17 protein-coding genes are annotated in these 21,281 nt (G+C 68.2%); 14 read left to right on the forward strand and 3 right to left on the reverse strand.

The window, feature by feature from the left end:
- The first annotated feature begins 59 nt into the window (after positions 1-59).
- From P6144_RS01625 to P6144_RS01685, 13 genes are all read left to right on the forward strand, one after another.
- On the forward strand, positions 60-1,547 hold the full coding sequence (locus P6144_RS01625) for an acyl-CoA ligase (AMP-forming), exosortase A system-associated (protein WP_277765975.1): 1,488 nt from the start codon (positions 60-62) through the stop codon (positions 1,545-1,547).
- Positions 1,548-1,647: 100 nt separating this feature from the next.
- Complete coding sequence (locus tag P6144_RS01630; protein ID WP_277765976.1) at positions 1,648-2,835, forward strand: pyridoxal-dependent decarboxylase, exosortase A system-associated; 1,188 nt, start codon at positions 1,648-1,650, stop codon at positions 2,833-2,835.
- Positions 2,836-2,973: 138 nt separating this feature from the next.
- On the forward strand, positions 2,974-3,177 hold the full coding sequence (locus P6144_RS01635) for a hypothetical protein (protein WP_277765977.1): 204 nt from the start codon (positions 2,974-2,976) through the stop codon (positions 3,175-3,177).
- A gap of 191 nt (positions 3,178-3,368) precedes the next feature.
- The gene (locus P6144_RS01640) at positions 3,369-4,010 is read left to right on the forward strand and encodes an XrtA/PEP-CTERM system exopolysaccharide export protein (protein ID WP_277765978.1); all 642 of its coding nucleotides are present in this window, start codon (positions 3,369-3,371) and stop codon (positions 4,008-4,010) included.
- A gap of 10 nt (positions 4,011-4,020) precedes the next feature.
- Positions 4,021-5,535, forward strand: a complete 1,515-nt coding sequence (locus tag P6144_RS01645) for an XrtA system polysaccharide chain length determinant (protein ID WP_277765979.1) — start codon at positions 4,021-4,023, stop codon at positions 5,533-5,535.
- 346 nt (positions 5,536-5,881) lie between these two features.
- A complete protein-coding gene (locus P6144_RS01650; protein WP_347274995.1) occupies positions 5,882-6,628 on the forward strand; it encodes an AAA family ATPase in 747 nt (248 codons plus the stop codon).
- Positions 6,625-8,214, forward strand: a complete 1,590-nt coding sequence (locus P6144_RS01655; protein ID WP_277765981.1) for a hypothetical protein — start codon at positions 6,625-6,627, stop codon at positions 8,212-8,214. Before P6144_RS01650 ends, P6144_RS01655 begins: the two co-directional genes overlap by 4 nt.
- A gap of 16 nt (positions 8,215-8,230) precedes the next feature.
- Positions 8,231-9,382 carry an AAA family ATPase gene (locus P6144_RS01660; protein ID WP_277765982.1) on the forward strand — a complete coding sequence of 384 codons (1,152 nt, stop codon included), beginning with the start codon at positions 8,231-8,233 and terminating at the stop codon, positions 9,380-9,382.
- Positions 9,383-9,510: 128 nt separating this feature from the next.
- A complete protein-coding gene (locus P6144_RS01665; protein ID WP_277765983.1) occupies positions 9,511-10,368 on the forward strand; it encodes an XrtA system polysaccharide deacetylase in 858 nt (285 codons plus the stop codon).
- Complete coding sequence (locus P6144_RS01670) at positions 10,365-11,438, forward strand: FemAB family XrtA/PEP-CTERM system-associated protein (protein ID WP_277765984.1); 1,074 nt, start codon at positions 10,365-10,367, stop codon at positions 11,436-11,438. Before P6144_RS01665 ends, P6144_RS01670 begins: the two co-directional genes overlap by 4 nt.
- A complete protein-coding gene (locus tag P6144_RS01675) occupies positions 11,438-12,688 on the forward strand; it encodes a TIGR03087 family PEP-CTERM/XrtA system glycosyltransferase (protein WP_277765985.1) in 1,251 nt (416 codons plus the stop codon). Before P6144_RS01670 ends, P6144_RS01675 begins: the two co-directional genes overlap by 1 nt.
- A gap of 115 nt (positions 12,689-12,803) precedes the next feature.
- Positions 12,804-14,363, forward strand: a complete 1,560-nt coding sequence (gene xrtA, locus P6144_RS01680; protein ID WP_277765986.1) for an exosortase A — start codon at positions 12,804-12,806, stop codon at positions 14,361-14,363.
- 152 nt (positions 14,364-14,515) lie between these two features.
- Positions 14,516-16,408 (forward strand): XrtA/PEP-CTERM system amidotransferase, encoded by a 1,893-nt coding sequence (locus P6144_RS01685; protein WP_277765987.1) that lies wholly within the window; start codon positions 14,516-14,518, stop codon positions 16,406-16,408.
- A gap of 105 nt (positions 16,409-16,513) precedes the next feature.
- Here the strand turns inward: P6144_RS01685 and P6144_RS01690 are convergent, their stop codons facing one another.
- Both P6144_RS01690 and P6144_RS01695 read right to left on the reverse strand, forming a co-directional pair.
- On the reverse strand, positions 16,514-16,999 hold the full coding sequence (locus P6144_RS01690; RefSeq protein WP_277765988.1) for an MAPEG family protein: 486 nt from the start codon (positions 16,997-16,999) through the stop codon (positions 16,514-16,516).
- 59 nt (positions 17,000-17,058) lie between these two features.
- Positions 17,059-17,640 (reverse strand): TetR/AcrR family transcriptional regulator, encoded by a 582-nt coding sequence (locus tag P6144_RS01695; RefSeq protein WP_277765989.1) that lies wholly within the window; start codon positions 17,638-17,640, stop codon positions 17,059-17,061.
- Positions 17,641-17,784: 144 nt separating this feature from the next.
- Between P6144_RS01695 and P6144_RS01700 the strand changes: the two genes are divergently transcribed.
- Positions 17,785-19,959 (forward strand): hypothetical protein, encoded by a 2,175-nt coding sequence (locus P6144_RS01700; RefSeq protein ID WP_277765990.1) that lies wholly within the window; start codon positions 17,785-17,787, stop codon positions 19,957-19,959.
- 67 nt (positions 19,960-20,026) lie between these two features.
- Here P6144_RS01700 and P6144_RS01705 read toward each other — a convergent pair whose 3' ends face one another.
- Positions 20,027-21,127 (reverse strand): deoxyhypusine synthase, encoded by a 1,101-nt coding sequence (locus tag P6144_RS01705; protein ID WP_277765991.1) that lies wholly within the window; start codon positions 21,125-21,127, stop codon positions 20,027-20,029.
- Positions 21,128-21,281 lie beyond the last annotated feature (154 nt).

The raw sequence follows: 21,281 nt of genomic DNA on the forward strand, positions 1-21,281 counted from the left end.
GAGGTTTTTTCGCCCCCGTAAGGGTTGGCGCGGGCGCTGCCAAGTATAAGGGTAGTCCCGTGATCGAACTCGACCCCGTTCCCCGGCCTCTCGACCACCTGCCACTGCGCGGTGCCCCCGATGCCGTGGCGCTGGCGGACAAGGGCGGCACGCTGACCTATGCGGCGCTCGAAGCCGAGGTCGGGCAGATGGCCTTCGCCCTCAAGGCATTGGGATTAAAGGCCGGCGACCGGGTGGCGAGCTGGCTGCCGAAGACGCGGACCGCCTGCCTGATGCCGCTGGCGGCGGTGCGCGCCGGGCTGGTGCACGTGCCGATCAACCCGGTGCTCAAGCGCGCCCAGGTGGCGCACATCCTGGCCGATTCGGGAGCGGCGGCGCTGGTCAGCCAGACCACCCGCCTCCAGTCCCTCGAAGTTGGCGATGTTCGCGACGGGTGCCGGGTGGTCGACGAAACTGCGCTCACCGCCGACCAGACACTTCCACCCGCGGAAGTTAGCACCGATGCGCTGGCGGCGATCCTCTATACCTCGGGATCGACGGGCAAGCCCAAGGGGGTGATGCTGAGCCACGCCAATTTATGGCTGGGAGCCATAAGCGTAGCGCATTATATTGAGATAAAACCTGAAGATCATGTGCTCGGCGTGCTGCCGCTAAGCTTCGATTACGGACAGAACCAGTTGCTCTCGACCTGGGCCGCCGGCGCCCGGGTGGTGCCCCTCGACTATCTGACCGCGCGCGACGTGATCAAGGCAGTCGAGCGCTTCGGCATCACCAGCCTGGCGGGTGTGCCGCCGCTCTGGGTGCAGCTGCTCGAAGCCGAATGGCCAGTTGAGACCGCATCTAAACTAAGGCGGCTAACCAACTCCGGTGGGGCGCTTACGCCGAAGATGGTGCGCGACCTGCGCACGCGCTTCCCCGAGGCCGATCTCTACCCGATGTACGGGCTGACCGAGGCCTTCCGATCGACCTATCTCGATCCCGCGCTGGTCGATACGCATCCGGACTCGATCGGACGCGCCATCCCCTTTGCCGAGGTGCTGGTGGTGGGGCCGGACGGGGCGCCGGCCGCGCAGGGCGAGCTGGTCCATGCCGGGCCGCTGGTGGCGCAAGGCTATTGGCAGGACCCCGAGCGGACTGCGCAGCGCTTCAGGCCGGCGCCTTCATATGCGGAAAGTGGCGGCATGGCAGTCTGGTCGGGCGACACGGTGCGGCGCGGCGAGGACGGGCTGCTGCGCTTCGTCGGCCGCGACGACGAGATGATCAAATCGGCGGGCAACCGGATCAGCCCGACCGAGATCGAGGAAGCGGTGCTGGCGGGCGGCGAGACCGGCGAGGCGGCGGCGTTCGGCGTGGCGGACGCGCGGCTGGGCCAGGCGATCGTGGTGATCGCCCGCGGCGACGGCAGCGGCGAGGAAGCCCTGCGCGAACGCCTGCGGCGCGAGCTGCCGAGCTTCATGCAGCCCGCGCGCTACGATTGGCGGACGGAACTGCCCAGGAACGCGAACGGCAAGCTGGACCGGACGGCGCTGCGGGGATCGCTGAGGTGACGCTCTCATCCGTCATCCCCGCGAAGGCGGGGATCCATTCAATACCGACGGCGCCAATGGCTCCCCGCCTTCGCGGGGATGACGGAGAGGAGGGGGCAATATGACCGTTACCGCAAAGCCTTTCGGCCCGATCCCGCCCGAGTTCGCCGGGCTGGACGCGTTGCCGTGGCTGGATGTGAACACACCCGCCTATGTCTATGATTTTTCAGTCATAGAGGCCCGGATCGCGCGGCTGCGCGCGGCGCTGCCCAAGGGCATAGGCGTGCATTATGCGATCAAGGCCAACCCGTTCCCGCCGCTGCTCGAACGGATCGCGCCGCTGGTCGACGGGATGGACGTTGCCTCCGCGGGCGAGATGGCGCGGGCGCTTGGCGTCATGGCGGCACCGGCAATCAGCTTTGCCGGCCCCGGCAAGCGCGACGCCGAGCTGGAAGCGGCGATCCGCGAAGGGGTGACGCTCAACCTCGAATCGATCGCCGAAGCGCAGCGCGCGATCGCCATCGGCAGGAGGCTGGGCCTGACGCCGCGGCTGGCGGTGCGGGTGAACCCCGATTTCGAGCTGCGCGGATCGGGGATGAAGATGGGCGGGCGCGCCTCGCCCTTCGGGATCGAGACGGCGCACGTTGCCGAGCTGGTCGCGCGCATCCGCGGCGAGGGCGCGGAGTGGCGCGGGCTGCATATCTTCGCTGGATCGCAGTCGCTCGACACGCCGGCGATCATCGCCACCCAGGCGGCGACGGTGGCGCTGGCGGCGCGGCTGGCCGAGGAGATCGGCGCGGTGCCGCCGCTGGTCAATCTGGGCGGCGGCCTGGGCATCCCCTATTTCCCGGGCGACACGCCGGTGGCGGTGGAGGCGATCGGCGCGGCGCTGGAAGGCGCCATCGGCATGCTCGACACCGACTATGCGATCGAGCTGGGCCGCTGGCTGGTGGGCGAGGCGGGGGTGTATCTCGCCCGGGTGGTCGACCGGAAGGAAAGCCAGGGCGAGACCTTCCTGATCGTCGAGGGCGGGCTCAACCATCACCTCGCCGCGACCGGCAATTTCGGCACGGTGGTACGGCGCAACTATCCGGTGGCGGTGGCGCACCGGATGCAGGATCCGGCGGAAGAGGTGGTGACGATCGTCGGGCCGCTGTGCACCCCGCTCGACCGGCTGGCCGACCGCGTGGCGCTGCCGCGGGCCGAAGTGGGCGATATGATCGCGGTGTTCGCTTCCGGCGCCTATGGCGCGAGCGCGAGCCCGAGCGCGTTCCTGGGGCATCCGGCAGTGGGGGAAATGGTGGTCTGAGCCGGTATCAACGGCTTTCGCGCGTGCTCTGCCCGTTCGGCCGGCCCGTATCTTCGATTGCGTCGATTTGGACCGAAACGCGATTGCCTGCACATCCGTGCAGCCTAGTCTCCCCGCAACATTCGGGGGAGAAGTGAAATGGCTTTTGTCGCTTTCACGCGGCCTGACGGTGAGCCGGTTTCGGTGAACACCGCCGAGATATTCAAGGTGACGCCGGTGCCGACTTCGGGCGCCACCATGGGCCCGCTGACGGAAGGAACGCGGATCTATTTCAAGAATGGCACCCATCAGGACGTGAAAGAACTGGTGGATGTGGTGCATGCCCGGTTGAACGGGGGCTAGCGAACGGCCCGGCAGGGTGCCTGGGACGACTTCCAGGCCCGTCCCGCCCCGGCACACGCTCCCCCTGCGGGATAAAGCGCGCGACCCCTAACCCGATATTTACCTCTCAAGCCCATAGCTGACCCTGATCCTGTGCGGGTTGCTGCCGAGACGTCGGTGGCGCGTGTGCCCGTCGGGAAAAGGAGCTCGGCATGCGTTTCATCGGCTTTGGCAAGATTTTCCTGGCTCTCGGACTGGCGGCGACGCTGGCCGCCTGCGGTGGTGGCGGTGGCCGCCCCGAGCTGCCGACCGCGACTGCGGCGCCGCAGCGCGAAGTGCCGAGCGAGGAATATGTCATCGGCCCGATGGACCAGCTCCAGGTGTTCGTGTGGCGCAACCCCGAGCTGTCGGCCAAGGTGCAGGTGCGCCCCGACGGCCGCATCACCGTGCCGCTGATCAGCGACATGCCGGCGGTGGGCAAGACCCCGGCGATGCTGGCGGACGACCTGAAGTACGCGCTGAGCGAGTATATCAAGGATCCGATCGTCTCGGTGATCGTCGAGAATTTCAACGGGACGTACAGCCAGCAGGTCCGCGTCGTCGGCGCGACCGAGAAGCCGGCTTCGATCCCGTACCGCGCCAACATGACCGTGCTCGACGCGATGATCGCGGTGGGCGGCCTCAGCGAGTTCGCCGCGGGCAACCGTGCGCGGCTGGTGCGCTACGACCGGCAGACCGGCAAGCAGACCGAGTACAAGGTCCGGCTGGGCGACCTGCTGAAGAACGGCGACATCAAGGCCAACGTCAAGCTCGAGCCGGGCGACGTGATCATCATCCCCACGAGCATGTTCTGAGGTAGCGCCGGTGGGAAGCCTCTACGACGAGCTGCGCGGCGCACTGCACGCGATCTGGCAACGCCGCTGGGTGGCGCTGGCCGTGGCCTGGGGCATCTGCCTGGCGGGCTGGCTGGTCGTCTCGCAGATGCCCAACAACTATGAGTCGCGCGCGCGCATCTTCGTGCAGCTGCGCCAGATCATCCCGACCGACGGGACGACCGCGCTCAACCAGCAGAAGGACCTCGACCGGATCCGCCAGACGCTGACGTCTGCCGTGAACCTGGAGAAGGTGGTGCGCGGCACCGACCTGGCGCGGACGGTCTCGACCGACCGCGACGTGGCGGACCGGGTGGCGGGCCTGCAGAAGGCGATCAAGCTGACCGCGCAGCAGGACAATCTGTTCGAGATCGCGGTGACCGCGCCGAGCGGCAAGCTGGCGCGCCAGATCGCGCAGAAGCTGATCGACATCTTCGTCGAGGCCAACCTCTCCGACAATCGCGACCAGTCGAGCCAGTCGCTCGACTTCATGGACCAGCAGCTCGCCGAGCGGCAGAAGCAGCTGCAGGACGCCGACACCAAGCGTGCCGACTTCCAGGCGCGCTTCCTCGGCTCGCTGCCGGGCACCGGATCGATCGACGACCGCGTATCGGCGGCGCGGACGCAGCTGGCGCAGATCCAGGGCGACCTGGCGGCGGCGCAGTCGGCGCTCAACGTGGTGAGCGCGCAGATGGCGGGTACCCCGGCGAACGTCGCGGGTGGCGGCGGCGGTGCGGTGACCGGGCCGGCGCGGGCGCGGCTCGCGGCGATCCAGGGCCAGCTCGCCGATGCGCGGGCCAAGGGCTATACCGACAGCCACCCCGACGTGATCGCACTGAAGGCGCAGCTGGGCGCGGCCCAGACCGCGGCGGCGCGCGAGCCGGTGGTGAGCGGCGCTTCGGCGGGGGCTTCCAACCCGGTCTATATCGGGCTGCAGTCGATGCGGGCGGACAAGCAGGCGACCGTCGCCGCGCTGATCCAGCGCAAGGCGCAGATCGAAGGCGACCTCAACCTGCTCCAGGCCAAGCTGGCCGAGGCGCCGGGCGTTGCGGCCGAGCAGGGCGAGATCGAGCGCCAGTATCAGGTGCTCAAGGGCCAGTACGACACGCTGCTTGCCCAGCGCGAGCAGATGAAGATCGCCAGCCAGGCGCAGAATGTTGCCGATGCCGACAAGTTCAACGTGGTCGATCCGCCGACCCAGCCGCGCGGGCCGAGCTCGCCCAACCGGCCGCTGCTGCTCACCGGCGTGCTGATCGCCGGGCTGGGCGCCGGTGTCGCCGCAGCGTTCGCGCTGGGCAAGCTGACCACGACCTTCGCGACCGCCGCCAAGCTGGAAAAGGCGAGCGGGATGACCGTGATCGGATCGATCGGCGAAGTGGTGACGCAGGCGCAGACCGCGATGCGGCGCAAGAAGCTGACGCTGTTCGCGGGCGGCGTGGCGGCATTGTGCGCGGCCTATGTCGGGCTGATCGGGGTCGAGTTCGTGCAGCGCGGAATGGGGGCCTGACATGAACGACCACACGCCCCGCCGCTTCAAGGGATCGTTGCTCGAGCGCGCCGCGCCGAGCTTTCACTATGCGCCGGCGCCGATCGAGGACGCGCCGGGTGCGCCGGTGGCGAAGCCAAAGCAGCGCAAGGTTGAAGCGCCGGTGGTGGCGCCCGCACCCGCTCCGGTGGCAGCACCCGAGATTGTGCCGCAGCCCGCGCCGCAGGCTGAGTCTTTCCCCGGCGAAGGCCGGGGCCCAGCCTCAGCGTCCCAGACTGAAAGTCTGGGCCCCGGCCTTCGCCGGGGAGAAGCTTTGGAAGAAGCTGCTGCCCCTCAGATCGCGACTGCCCGAAGTGCAGGCCGCCGGATGGCGCCGCTCGACCGGGCGGTACTCGAAAAGGGCGGGATGCTGATGCCCGGCGCGGCGATCACGCCGCTGGCCGAGGAATTCCGCATGGTGAAGCGGCAGCTGCTGCTCACCGCGCGCGCCGTTGCCGCCAAGGATACCGCCAAGGCCGCCGATCGTGCGCGCATGATCCTGGTCTGCTCGGCCCAGCCGAGCGAGGGCAAGACCTTCTGCGCGATCAACCTGGCGCTCTCGATGGCGACCGAGAAGGACGTGGAAGTCCTGCTGGTCGACGCCGATTTCCCCAAGCCCGACGTGCTGCCGCGCCTCGGCCTGCCGAGCGGCCCCGGCCTGCTCGACGTGCTGGCCGGTTCGGTGGCGAACGTCGAGGACTGCATCATCGACACCGACGTGCCGCAGCTTTCGGTGCTGCCGGCCGGCGCGCGCTCGAACAGCGACACCGAGCTGCTGGCGAGCGACCGCGCGCGGGCGGTGATCGACAGCCTGGCGACCGCCAATCCGCGCCGCATCGTGATCTTCGATTCGCCGCCTGCGCTCGCCGCATCGCCCGCGTCGGTGCTGGCGCTGCACGTGGGGCAGGTGATGCTCGTCGTCCGCGCCGACCAGACCAGCGAGGGCGATCTGCGCGCCGCGGTCAACACGCTCGACGCCTGCGAGCATATCCAGCTCGTGCTCAATTCCGTGTCGTTCCAGCCCGGTGGACGGCGCTTCGGCAGCTATTACGAATATGGGGAGGAAGGCCGGTGAAGCGGCTGATTATCTTGGCAGGCGTGGCCACGGGGGTGGTGGCGCCGGCACAGGCCCAGCGGGTCCAGGTGACGCCCTATATCGAGGCGAGCCAGGTGGTCGCGGCGGATCTCAACGGCGGTGACGTGCTGACCTATTCGACGGTAGGCGCGGGCATCGACGCCGCGGTGCATTCGCGCCGCGTCGAGGTGCAGGTGAGCTATCGCTACGAGCATCGGTTCGATTACCAGAACCGGCTCAACAACGATCACACGCACAGCGGCCTCGCCACGGTGAAGGCAGCGGTGGCGCCGGGCTTCACGATCGAGGCGGGCGGCATCGCGACGCGCACCCGATCGGACATCCGCGGCGACCTGCAGACCAGCAACGTCGGCAATTTCAGCAACTCGGCCCAGGTCTTCTCGGGCTATGTCGGGCCGAACCTGGCAACGCATCTGGGGCCGATGTTCGTCAACGGCGCGTATCGCTTCGGCTATACCAAGGTGGAAGCGCCCGGCACGACCGGCGTCGCCGCCGGCCAGCCGCGGCTCGACTATTATGACGATTCGACCGTCCATGTGGCGACTGCCAGCGTGGGCGTGAAATCGGGCACCGTGCTGCCCGTCGGCATCACCGCCAGCGGGTCGTACACGCGCGAGAATGCCGGCCAGCTCGACCAGCGCTTCGAAGGCAAGTGGGGCCGCGGCGACGTGGTGCTGCCGGTGCTGCGCGGCCTCGCGCTCGCAGGCGGCGTCGGCTACGAGCAGATCAAGATCACCCAGCGCGATGCGCTGCTCGACACCGGCGGCCAGCCGGTGCTCGACGGGGCAGGGCGCTTCCGCACCGATCCCAACTCGCCGCGCCGCATCGCCTACAACCTGGAAGGCGTGTTCTGGGACGCCGGCGTGATCTGGAAGCCCAGCCGCCGCACCTTCTTCGAAGCACGTGTCGGCCGCCGCTACGGCTCGATGAGCTATACCGGCTCGCTGAGCTATCAGGCGGGCCCGGGCAGCGGCATCCAGATCGGCGTCTATGACACCGTCCAGACCTTCGGCCAGCAGCTCAACGGCCAGCTCTCGACGCTGCCGACCAGCCTGGCGAGCACCACCGATCCGTTCGGCAACCAGTTCTCGGGCTGCGTCTATGGCACCACCGGCGCTGCGACCGGCGGCTGCATGACCGGCATCCTCGCTTCCGCCACCACCTCGGCCTATCGCGGCCGCGGCGTGACCGGCGTGGCGGTGGCCGGCCGCGGCGGCACCCGCATCGGCATCGGCGGCGGCTGGGCGAAGCGCGACTTCATCGCGCCGGCCGGCGGCAGCGGCTTCACCACCAACGGCACCAGCGACACGACCATCTATGGCCAGATCTTCGCTTCCACCAATGTGGGCCCCAACGGCTCGCTCCAGGGCAGCGTGATCGGCAGCTATTACGATAGCGACCTGGCGGGGAGCGACGGCATTTACGGTTGGGGAGCGAATGCTGCCTATACCCACCGCTTCGGACGACTCGGTGCCACGCTTTCGACGGGCATCTTCGGGTTCGAACGAGATGGCGAAAGCTCGGCCAGCGCCCAGGCGCTGCTGGGCCTGCGCTACGGCTTCTAAGCGTCGAGACGAGACCATGTACGACGACCAATACGGATTGACCGGCCGGCCCTTCCAGCTGACCCCCGATCCGAAATTCTGGTTCGACACCGCCACGCACCGCAAGGCGATGGCCTATCTCGGCTATGGGCTGAGCCAGGGCGAAGGCTTCGTGGTGATCACCGGCGACCCCGGCGTGGGCAAGACCACGCTGATGGGACACCTGCTCGGCGAGATCGATCGCGAGCGGCTGAACGTGATCAAGATCGTCTCGACCCAGCTGCGCCCCGAGGACCTGCTGCGGCTGGTCTGCCAGGGCCTGGGGATCGACAGCGCCAGCCTGAACAAGGCCGAGATGCTGGGTGCGATCGAGCGTGGGCTGCACACGGTGGCGCGTACCGGCCGCCGCACCCTCGTCGTCGTCGACGAGGCCCAGTCGCTGCCGATCGAGAGCCTGGAGGAGCTGCGCATGCTCTCCAACTTCCAGGCGGGCGGCTATCCGCTGCTCCAGATCTTCCTGCTCGGCCAGCCCGAGTTCCGGCTCACCCTGTCCGATCCGCGGCTGGAGCAGTTGCGCCAGCGCGTGATCGCGATGCACCATCTCGAGCCGATGCAGGCGGACGAAGTCGAGCCCTATCTGATCCATCGCCTGTCGTGTGTCGGCTGGCGGGGCAAGCCGCGCTTCACCAACGACGCGGTGGCCGCGATCCATCGCTGGTCGGGCGGATCGCCGCGCCGCGTCAACCAGCTCGCCAGCCGCGTGCTGCTGTTCGGTGCGGTCGAGGAGCTGGAGACGTTCGGCGCGCAGGAGCTGGCGATGGTGATCGCCGATCTGAACGACGACACCCCGCTCTCGGCCTATCGCCCGACACCGGCGCCCGCGCCGGTGGCGCCGCCCGCGCCGCAGCCGGCGGCCGAGCCCTATGAGCTGACCGATGTCGCGCCGATGCCGATGGGCGCGCCCGTGCCGCCGCCGCAGCCGGTGAATCCGGTGCCGCTGCGCGCCGCCGCTGCCGAGGTGCCTGCGGGCGATCCGGTGCAGCAGCGCATCGCCGAGCTGGAAGCGCAGGTGCGCGACCAGGACGAGGCGCTGCGCCGCGTGCTGGGGCTGCTGGTCGACTGGGTGGAGCAGGGCGAAGGCAATGGCCGTCGCCCCGACCTGTCCGCGGTCCGCGGGAACGCGGCCTGATGTCTTTGGACTCTTCTTTCCTTGTTCCCCTGCGAAAGCAGGGGGCAGGGTTATGAAGGGCGTCGCCGGCCGCCCCGGGCCCCTGCTTTCGCAGGGGAACGGGATGCGCTGTGGGAGGCGCTGAGCTCATGGTCGTCAACGCCCTCTCCGTCGATGTCGAGGACTGGTTCCAGGTCGGCGCCTTCGAGAACACGATCCGCCGCGAGGACTGGGACGGGCTCGAGCACCGCGTCGAGGCGAATACCGACAAGGTGCTGGCGCTGTTCGACGCCGGCGGAGTGAAGGCGACCTTCTTCACCCTGGGCTGGGTGGCGGAACGCTATCCCGCGCTGATCCGCCGCATCGCCGAGGCCGGGCACGAAGTCGCCAGCCACGGCTGGGACCATGCCCGTGTCTTCACGCTGGGGGCCGAGGAATTCCGCGCCGATATCGGCCGGGCGCGCAAGGCGCTGGAGGATGCCAGCGGGCAGAAGGTGACCGGATACCGGGCGCCGAGCTTCTCGATCGACCGCCGCACGCCCTGGGCGCACGAGGTGCTGGCCGAGGAAGGCTATGCCTATTCCTCGAGCGTCGCGCCGGTGAAGCATGACCATTATGGCTGGCACGATGCGCCGCGCGCCGCCTTCTGGCCGGTGCCGGGCGCCGACCTGATCGAGATCCCGATCACGCTGGCAAGCTTCTTCGGACGCGAGGTGACCACCGGCGGCGGCTTCTTCCGGCTGCTGCCCGGCGAAGTGACCTATCGCGCGGTGCGCGCGGCCAACGACGCGGCTCGTCCCGCGATCTTCTACTTTCATCCCTGGGAGATCGACCCGGGCCAGCCGCGCGTGCAGGATGCGCCGTTCAAGTCGAAGCTGCGCCATTACAGCCGGTTGGGCGCGATGGCGGGCAAGCTCGAAACGCTGATCGCAGGGCATCAATGGGGCCGGATGGACGAAATCGCCGCGCGCGAGGCGGCACGGCTGAAGACGGAGAAGGCGAAGTGAACGCGCCGTTGCTCGCCAAGCCGATCGCGCTGCGCGTCGCCAACCTGGCCGACGAGATCGAGCGGGCGCGGATCGGCGCGTTCGTCCACGATCATCCCGAGGGCACGCCCTTCCATCTGCCCGCCTGGAGCGTCGCGGTGGCGCGGGGCTGCGGGCAGAAGAGCCATTATCTGGTCGCCGAGGATGCCGGCGGCAACCTGACCGGCGTGATGCCGCTCACCGAGATCCGCTCGCCGATCTTCGGCAAGGTGCTCGCCTCGGCCGGGTTCGGCGTGGGCGGCGGCATCCTGACGCATGATCCGCGCATCGTCTCGCAGATGGCCGAGCATGGCTGGGCGATGGCGCAGGCGCTCAAATGCCCGGTGATGGAAGTGCGCGGCGGCCCGCTGCCGGGCCCCGAATGGAGCGTGGACGACACGCGCTATCTGGGCTTTGTGCGCGACCTGGCGGCGGACGACGATGCCGAGCTGCTCGCCATCCCGCGCAAGCAGCGCGCCGAGGTGCGCAAGGCGCTGGAGAACGACCTGCAGATCTCGATCGGATGTAATCCGGACGACATCGCCGCCCATTATGCCGTCTATGCCGAGTCGGTCCGCAATCTCGGCACGCCGGTATTCCCGCGCAGCCTTTTTTCCGAGGTTTTGCGGGAATTTGGCAATTCGGCGGACGTGCTTATAGTCCGCCATGGCGGGGTGGCAGTGTCGAGCGTATTGAGCCTGTACTGGAAGGGAACGGTCTATCCCTATTGGGGTGGCGGCACGCGCGCGGCGCGCGGCCTGCGCGCCAATGACCGCATGTATTTCGAGCTGATGCGCCACGCTCGCGAGAAAGGGTGCCGCCGCTTCGACTTCGGCCGCTCCAAGACCGGCACCGGGCCGGCCGCGTTCAAGAAGAATTGGGGCTTCGAGCCGAAGCCGCTGAGCTATTATGATCGCATCGCCGAGGGCGCCAAGCCGCGTGACGCGAGCCCGGTGAACCCGAAATATTCGCTGCAGGTCCGCGTCTGGAGCAAGCTGCCGCTGTGGATCGCCAACCGCGCCGGCCCGCTGATCGCGAAGGGGCTCGGCTGATGGGCGACATCCTGTTCCTGGCGCACCGCGTGCCCTATCCGCCCGATCGGGGCGACAAGATCCGCGGCTTCCACATCCTGAAATATCTGTCGGGCAAGCAGCGCGTCCACCTGATCGCGTTCGCCGACGATCCCGCCGACCTGAAGCAGAAGGGCGGGCTGACCAAATATACGGGCAACCGCTCGATCGTGTGGCGCGCCAAGAGCCAGGCGGTGGCGGGCTTCCAGGCGCTGATGCAGCACCGGCCGGTGTCGCTCACCGCGTTCGACAACGACGCGCTGCGCCAGGCAGTGGACAACATCCTCCAGCGCCACCGGATCGATACGATCTACGTCTTCTCCAGCCAGATGGCGCAATATCTGCCGCCCAGGCCGCGCCAGCGCGTGATCATGGACTTTGTCGACATGGATTCGGCGAAGTTCGCGGCCTATGCCAAGAGCTCGAAGGGGCCGATGGGCTGGATGCTCGGCCGCGAGGCACGGCTGCTGCTCGCGCACGAAAAGGCGATCGCGCAGCGGGCCGACGCGAACCTGTTCGTCAGCGAGGCCGAGGCGGAGCTGTTCCGCCAGCGCACCGGCGCCGACCGCGTCCAGGTGATCGAGAACGGCATCGACACCGACTATTTCGATCCCTCGGCGACTTTCAAGCGCGTCGATGTGATGGGATCGACGATCGTCTTCACCGGCCAGATGGACTATCGCCCGAACATCGAGGGCGTGACCTGGTTCGTCGAGACGATCCTGCCGCATGTTCGGCTGGCGCACCCCGACGCGCGCTTCATCATCGTCGGCCGCAACCCGACCGATGCAGTCAAGGCGCTGGGCAAGCACCCCGGCGTCGCGGTGATCGGCGAAGTGCCCGATGTGCGCGGCTGGCTGGCCCAGGCCGCAGTGGTAGTGGCGCCGCTCAAGCTGGCGCGCGGCATCCAGAACAAGGTGCTCGAGGGCATGGCGATGGCGCGGCCTGTGGTGGCGAGCGAAGCCGCTGCGACAGGCATCGACCATGGCGGCACGATCCTGGTCGGCGCGACCGTGGGCGAGATGGCCGAGCATGTGACGCGGCTGCTGTCGAACCGGCGCAAGGCCGCCGAGCTGGGCGACTCCGCCCGCCAGCGCGTGATCGACCGCTACAGCTGGGAAGCGCGGCTGAGCCCGCTCGGCGAAGTACTCGGCCAGCCGCTGCGCCCGGCCAAGGAAGAGCGCGTCGCGCGCGTGACCGACGTGCCGAAGAAGCCGCGGCGCGCGGCGTGATGCGCTGTCCGATGGGCCACTCCATTCGTCATCCCCGCGAAGGCGGGGATCCATCCTGGCCGGTCGCGGTGAGTCTCGCTGCCCTTCGTGCCAATGGATCCCCGCCTGCGCGGGGATGACGGGGGATATTGCAATGGTCGATGTCGCGATCCCGGCAGCGAGTGCCGCGCCGAAGGCCACCGCCTTCGACTCCCGCTGGCAGCGGCATGCCGCGATTTTGGCGGGCGTGTGGGTGGCGCTGCTCGCCATCTTCCACCGCGACACCGCCGACCTGGCGACGATCTACTGGACCAACACCACCTTCGGGCATTGCCTGTTCATCGCGCCGGTGATCGCCTGGCTGGTGTGGCAGCGCCGGGTGGAGCTTGCCGAGGTGCCGCCGCAGGGCTGGTGGCCCGGCCTCGCGATCGTCGCGTGCGGCGGGCTCGGCTGGATGGTGGGCGATGCCGCGGGCGTCGCGCTGTTCCGCCATGCTGGCCTCGTGCTGATGCTGCAGGGGGCGGTGGTGAGCGTGCTGGGGCCGAACGTCGCCCGGGCGCTGCTGTTTCCACTCTGCTACATGGCCTTTCTGGTGCCGTTCGGCGACTTCCTGGAAGGGCCGCTGCAGGACATCACGATCACGATGATCATGCCGATGCTCCATGCCTTCGGGGTGCCGGCGAGCGTCGACGGGGTGCTGATCACCACTTCCAACGGCTATTTCGAAGTGGCAGAGGCCTGTTCGGGCGCCAAGTTCGTGATCGCGATGATCGCATTCGGCGTGCTCGTTGCCAATGTCTGCTACGTCTCGTGGCGCAAGCGGGCGGCGTTCATGGTCGCGGCGATCGTGGTACCGGTGCTCGCCAACGGCCTGCGCGCCTTCGGGACGATCTATGCCGCCTGGTGGACCTCGGTGGAGGCGGCGACCGGCTTCGACCATATCGTCTATGGCTGGGTGTTCTTCGCGATCGTGATGGCCGCGGTGCTGGCGATCGGCTGGAAATGGTTCGACCGCGATCCCGATGCGCGCTGGTTCGATCCTGCGAAGCTGCAGGCCGTGCCGCTGAAGCGCATCGACGCGCCGATTTCGGGCGCGCTGGTGCTGCTGGTGGCGAGCCTGTTCTTGGGCTGGTCGAGCCTCAACGACGCGCGCGCCGCGAAGCTGCCGGCGCAGATCGCGTTGCCGGAAGTGCCGGGCTGGCACCGGGTGCCTTCGAGCACGCGCGCGGCCTGGTCGCCCAATTTCCCGGGCGCCGACCATATGCTGATCGGCCGCTATGCCGATGACGGCGGGCGCACGGTCGATCTCGCGGTGGCGGTCTATGCGACGCAGCATGAAGGGCTCGAGCTGGTCGGCTTCGGCATCGGCGCGATCCGCGAGAATGACCGCTGGGTGAAGATCGAGGACCTCGGGCCCGTCCGCCGCGGCGCGGCGCTGCGGATGACCGGTCCGGGGCGCGTCGAGCGCGAGACGGTTACCTGGTACCGGATCGGCGGCGTGCTGACCGGCAGCGAGAAGCGGGTGAAGCTGGAGACGCTCAAGGCCAAGCTGCTCGGCGGCAACCAGGCTGCGGCGGCGGTGCTGCTCTCGGCCGAGCAGGGCAATGAGAACGGCGCGCATGCGGCGATCCAGGATTTCCTGGGGGCGCTTGGTCCCGTCGAGGGGCTGGCTGATCGCATGACGGGTGCGCGCTGACTTTCCCGCACGCTACTTCGTCACCCCGGCCTTGTGCCGGGGTCCACCGGGAGGCAAGGAACGGACAAGAGGCTCTCGCACACAGCGAGAGGCTTAGTGGACCCCGGCACAAGGCCGGGGTGACGGTTGGTTATCTGGGGGATCTAGCCTGAATGTGCGGCATCGCCGGCCTTTACTATCCCGCCATCCCCAAGCCGGTGGATCCGGCGCGCATCGTGCAGATGACCGATGCGCTGGTGCATCGCGGGCCTGACGGTTCGGGGGTGTGGGCGACCGCCGGGGTGGGGCTCGGGCATCGCCGGCTGGCGATCATCGACCTGGAAGGCGGCGTGCAGCCGATGGCAACGCCGGACCAGGGCGTGGTCGTCACCTACAATGGCGAGATCTACAATTTCCAGGAGGTCCGCGCCGAGCTGGAAGCCAAGGGCGCGCGCTTCACGACAGATAGCGACACCGAGGTGCTGCTGCACGGCTGGCGCGCCTGGGGCCCGCGGATGCTCGACCGGCTGAACGGCATGTTCGCCTTCGCGCTCTATGACGCGAGCAGCCAGAGCCTGTTCCTCGCGCGCGACCGCTTCGGGGTGAAGCCGCTCCATTATGCCGAGCTTTCCGATGGGGCAGTGGCCTTCGCCTCGGAGCTCAAGGGCTTGCTCGCCCACCCGCTGTTCCGCCGCACGCCGGACTTCCGGGCGGTCGAGGACTATCTCGGGCTCGGCTATGTGCCCGACGACACTTCCATCCTGAGCGGCGTGAAGAAGCTGCCCGCCGGGCATTTCCTGTTGCTCGAGCGCGGCAAGCCGGTGCCGCAGCCGCAGCGCTGGTGGGACATCGATTTCTCGAAGCGCGCGACCGGCAAGGCCAAGGACCTCGAGGCCGAGCTGATCGACCTGATGCGCGGCGCGGTGCGTGCGCGGATGATCGCCGATGTGCCGCTGGGTGCGTTTCTCTCCGGAGGCGTCGACAGCTCGGCGGTGGTCGCGCTGATGGCCGAGGCGAGCAAGGCTGCGGTGAAGACCTGCACGATCGGCTTCGACGAGGCCGATCATGACGAGACCGGCTATGCGCAGATGGTCGCCGAGCGCTTCGCCACCGCGCACCAGACGCGCAAGGTGGCGGCGGACGATTTCGCGCTGATCGACACGCTGGTGGGCGCGTTCGACGAGCCCTTTGCCGATGCCTCGGCACTGCCGACCTACCGGGTGTGCGAGCTGGCGCGCGAGAGCGTGACGGTGGCGCTGTCGGGCGACGGGGCGGACGAGGCGCTGGCGGGTTATCGCCGCTACAAGTTCTTCGCCGCCGAGGAGCGGATGCGCGGCCTGATGCCGCAGGAGCTGCGCGAGCGCGTGTTCGGCACGCTGGGGCGGCTCTATCCCAAGGCCGACTGGGCACCGCGCCCGTTCCGCGCCAAGACGACGCTGCTGGCGATGGCCGAGGGCGGCGAGTTCGCCTATCCCAAAGCCGTGGGCGTCACCGGGCCCGCGCTCCGGAACGCGCTTTACAGCGATGCGATGAAGAAGGCGCTGGCCGGGCACAATGCCGAGCAGCGCTATACCGACACGATGCGCCAGGCCCCGGCGCGCGACGGGCTCGACCGCGCCCAATATGCCGATATCAAGCACTGGCTGCCGGGTGACATCCTCACCAAGGTCGACCGCGCCAGCATGGCGGTGAGCCTGGAGGCGCGCGAGCCGCTGCTCGACTATCGGCTGGTCCAGTTCATGGCGACGCTGCCGCTGTCGCTCCGCATCAAGGCGGGACAGGGCAAGTGGCTGATGAAGAAAGCGCTGGAGCCCTATCTGCCGAAGGACGTACTGTACCGGCCGAAAATGGGGTTCGTCACGCCGATCAGCGCCTGGTTCCGCAAGGCGCTGGCCGACGAAGCAGCGGCGCTGGGGCGCTCGAAACTGCTGGCGAGCACGGGCTGGTTCGACCTCTCCGCAATCGAGAAGCTGGCGGCGGACCACAAGGCGGGGCGCGCCGAGCATGGCCGCACGCTGTGGCAGTTGCTGATGCTCGAGCGGAGCCTGACGCGGCTGTTCGGCTAGGGGGATTTCCCCTTCTCTGTTCCCCGGCGAAAGCCGGGGCCCAGGGTTTCTCCGCCGTGTCGCCTGTGGCCCTGGGCCCCGGCTTTCGCCGGGGAACGATTGGATTCACTCGTTGACGAGTGTCGCGTTTGCCACTGTCTCGATCGCGGAGCGGGGTGCTGCATCCGGCAACACTGCCACTGCCGCAAGAACGGTCATCACCGCCAGCACCAGCGTCGATAGCAGGAAGAACAGGAAGCGCACCGCGACCTTGTTGAAGGTCGCCTGCACCAGGCTGTGCGCGATGCGGAGCAGCACATAGGCCCAGGCGAGCCAGAGCGCGGGGCCCTGGCCCTGGCCGGTAAGCGCCAGCACCAGCGCGACCGCGTAGAACAGCGTCGGTTGCTCGTGGAGGTGGTTGTAGTTGTGCGCCTTCCACTGCGCCTGGGGCGGCAGGATCCTGTCGGCATCGCTGCCCTTGGCGCCGACCAGCTTGCCCAGATCGACGCCGGCCTTGCGCATCGCCGGCATGCGGAGCGTCAGCATCCAGAACAGCATGACCAGCGTCCAGGCGACGAGCGCCACCACGGGCGCCAGGATCTCGCTATGCATTGCAGCCCCTCCCACTGCGGCGTCGCGGGGAAGCTGCCGGAAACCTTTCGGAAACGCAACTAGGCCGGGGCGAGCAGGCTGTCGAGCAGCAGGTGAGTCGCGCGGGCGAGCGCCGCTTCGTCCTGCGCGGGCCAGACGGCGTTGCGGCAGAGCACGCCCATCACATGCGCCTGGACGATCCAGCCGATGGCCTCGGCATCGGCATCGGCGCGCGCGTGGCCCGCGGCGATCAGGCTGCACACCGCGGCTTCAACGGCGTGGCGCAATCGTTCGAGATTGGCGGTGTTGCGATCGCGCAGCCCGGAGTCGCCGGCGCTGGCGGCGGTGATCTCGATGCCGAATCGGGCATTGGACGGGGGCAGGGCGGGGGCGATCTGGCGCGAGAAGATCGATTCCGCCAGCCCGGCGACGCTGCTGTCGTCGAGCGGGCCGAGCTCGGCCGAGAGCATGTCGGTCACTGCATGGATCAGCGCCTCCTTGCTCGGAAAGTGGCTGTAGAAGGCACCCTTGCTGATCCCTGCGACGGCGCAGACATCGTCGACCGAGGTGGCGAGCAGGCCACGCTCGAACAGGCAGCGCGCTGCGGCGTTCAAAATGTGCAGGCGGCGTTTGGCGGCGGTCGCTTCGGTCAGACGGGGCATTAGATACTCACTGCGGCGTCAACCACATGACTGCAACCGGATTGATGCCCCGATGTTGCAGCTTGCGGGCGCATAGAAGACTGTATAGTCTCTTTTCTCGGAGCGGGACAGATTCCGTAGCGTCCGAAATGGGGGGACAGGCTGATGCTGCTGGCGGCGATCGGGTGGGTGGTGCGCGCGTGGACGGGGTTGCTGGTAGTGGCCTCGATGGCCCTGGCGCCGATACCGGCGGGGGCCGCCGAGGTGCGTCGCGGGCCGATCGGCACAGCGTTGATGCCGCATTCCTCGTTCTCGATGGTGCCCGACGAGCTGGCGCTCAAGTTCCGGCCGATGGTCAACGGGCCGGGCTGGTGGGAGCGGGTGGTGGGCGTGGTGAAGGGGGTGCTGCCCGCCGACGTGGTCGAGCTGGCGCGCTTCGCGATCGCGCATCCCGAGGAGGCGGCAAGCGTCTATGGCCATGCGGCGGCGCAGGACTATCCGTTCTTCGCGCTGATCGCGGCGGTGAAGATCGCGCGCAAGGCGAGTTCGAGCTTCACGCTGAAGATGTGCCGCACGCCGGTGACGCTGATCGGCACGGTGTTCGGCAAGGCCGCCGACACGGTGAGCAACGGCGTGGGCAAGCAGGATACCAATGCGGTGCTGGCGGCGGCGCAGAGCTACGCCGAGGAAGCGGCGAATGCGGCGAGCCAGCAGGCGCAGGAAGCGATCAACGACCAGCTCAAGCAGACCGTGCCCTATTTCGGCGAGATCGACACGATCTGCCTGTTCGCGTTCGATACCAACCTGAAGGCCGAGAAGGACCTGCAGATGGTGTTCACCGCGACGGTGAACAGCCTGGTCGCGGTGTATGACGCGCTGGCGGGCGGCGACGTGGTCGGCGCGGTGCAGGGGCTGGTGACGCTGGGCGTGGGCTCGGGCGTGGCGTGCAAGCTGATCGACAGCGCGCTCAGCGACGGGCTGCTCGGCAAGGTGCCGGGGCTGAGCATCCTGGCGACCGGCGTCTGCTCGACCTTGATGGCGGTGCTCGTCGCCATCGCCGAGGCAGTGATCGAGCTGGCCAAGGACACGCTGGGCTGGGCCTACAACACCGGCAAGGCGATCTATTGCGGCGCCAAGGAGCTGCTCGGCGGCAGCTGCCCGAGCCCGCCGCCGCCCAATGCGATCAACAAGGGGCTCGACTATTGCAAGCCGTACGGCGGCATCCTGCGGATGATCTACGACGTCAGCAAGAGCCCGGACAAGCCATACTGGGTGGAGTGCAACGACGGGCACATCATGCAGCATGCGCCGGGCTCGCCCGACTGGTTCACCACGCGCGCGGCGGAGGACGCCAAGAAGGCCAAGGCGATGGCCGCCAACAAGCTCGAGGCGGACAAATGGGTGGCCGCGGTGAAGAAGGCGGCGGACACCGAATACCGCCCACGCTGCGCGAGCGGCGACCCGCAGTGCCAGACCGAGATCAACCTGGCGCTCAACAAGGCGATCTCGCAATTCTGGATCGCCTTCCAGAAATACCCGCTCGATAACCCGGGCTGGGTCGCGGACAAGACCACGGCCTATCCGCCGCTCTGGTTCGACATCTACGCGATCACCGAAGCCTCGCGTTTCCGGGTGTTGCCCGAGCGCTGGCACAAGGAGTTCGTGCCGTTCTGGAGCGCGCGCTGCCTGGACGACAAATGCCGGATGGGGATGAAGATCGTCGGGCTGGGCATCAGCCTGTCGATCAAGCAGCGGCACGAGAAGACGCCCAAGGCGACCTATGAGCAGATCGCCCAGCCGCTCTATGCCGAGGCGCTGAAGAATGCGGTGTCGCTGATCAAGGAATCGAAGGCGCGCTTCGCGGCGACGAACAAGGCGATCACCGCCGACGCCTCTGACGGCTGGGCGCAGCTGGCGATCGGCAGCTGGACGCCCAAATGCCGGGATTCGCAATGCGTGCAGGAAGTGAAGGCGCTGGCAGCGGAGATGTCGGCTACGGCGAAGACGCTGCAGGCGCAGCAGCCGGGCTCCTCGTCGCTCAACGTGCAGGGGCAGGCGAGCAAGCTCTACGGGCCGAAGTTCCAGAAGGCGGTGGAGGACTCGGTGGCGCGCGAGAACTTCAAGAAGTTCGGCGGCGTCCAGCAGCCGGGCACGCGACCGACACCGGCGCCGACGGGACGGCCGACGCCTGCGCCGGTGGTCCGCGGCTTGCCGCCGCGCCCCGCGCCGTCGCCGAGCCCCAGCGCGACGCCTGCGCCCGCGCCCACGCCGACGGTGCTCCGACGCCTGCCGGCACGACCGGCGCCGACGCCCAGCCCGAGCCCCACGGCGCGGCCCTGACGGGGCAAAAGAAAAAGGGCGGCCGGGGATGTCCCGGCCGCCCTGTTTGCTTGCGATCGTCAGGCGATCAGGCGAACAGCTTCGCCCAGCCGCGCTTGACGCGCTCGCGCCAGTGGCCGCGGTGATAGGCGTCCGACGCCAGCAGCGGCATGACCGAGCCCGCTTCCGCGAACACCATCTGCTCGATGCCGGTGTTGACCTTGCCCCACGACGCCGCCTCCTGGAGGGTCGAGGACGAGCAGGCGCCGTCGCGCACGTCGGCGACGGTGATCTGCACCGCATATTTGTGCACTTCCACGTCCTCATGGCCGAGGATCTCGGCGCAGACGACGGTGTCCTGGATGAAGTTCTTCGGCACGCCGCCGCCGATCATCAGCAGGCCGGTGGTGCCCGCCTGGATCTTGATCTCGGTCAGCTCGCGGAAGTCGGCGATGGCGTCGAGCACCATGTAGGGGCGGCCTTCCTTGGCGGCGTCCACCTGGTGCTTGACCAGGCCGAAGCCGGCCGACGAGTCGACGAACGCCGGGCAGAAGATCGGCACGTCATGCTCATAGGCGAGCTTGACGAGGCTGTTGTCCTTCTTGCCGTGCTCGACGAGATACTTGCCCATCTCGCGGATGAAGGCGCGCGACGAATAGGGCTTGGGCTCGAGCGATTCCGCGATCACGTTGATCGTGTGGTCGCAGTCCTGGAGCTGCTCCTCGTCGATGTAGGTGTCGTAGATGCGGTCGATGTAGAGCGAGCGCAGCGTGTCGTCGTCGGGGATTTCGAGCGCCTGATAGTGCTTGTGGCCAAGGCCCTCGAAGAAATCCATGTCGACGATGGTGGCGCCGGTGGCGACGATCACGTCGACCATGTTGTTGCGCACCAGCTCGGCATAGAGGTCCATGCAGCCGCCGGCCGAGGTCGAGCCCGCGATCACCAGGACCACGGTGCAGTCCTTGTCGGCCAGCATCTCGTTGTAGATCTTGGTGGCGCGGCCGAGGTCGCGGCTGGTGAAGCTCATGTCGGCCATAGCATCGACGATCGGGCGCGCGTCGAACGACTTGATGTCGATGTGCTTGACCTGCTTCGACAGCAGCTCCGCCTTGCGGGTGTCGTTGATCGGGGCGTTGGCGCTCGCCTGCTTGTTGAGCGTGTTGGTGTCGGTCACTGGGGGTTCTCCCATGCGCAATGGCCGTCGTCGTTAAGGGGACGCGGAAACCCGGTTGCGGGGTCCCTTAGACCCCAAAAAACCATCCGTCATCCCCGCGCAGGCGGGGATCCATTTTCGCCAAACGCAGCGAGTCTCACCGCCATCAGCCGGAATGGATCCCCGCCTG

The sequence above is a fragment of the Sphingomonas sp. HITSZ_GF genome, from assembly GCF_029543155.1.
Classification (GTDB): domain Bacteria; phylum Pseudomonadota; class Alphaproteobacteria; order Sphingomonadales; family Sphingomonadaceae; genus Sphingomonas.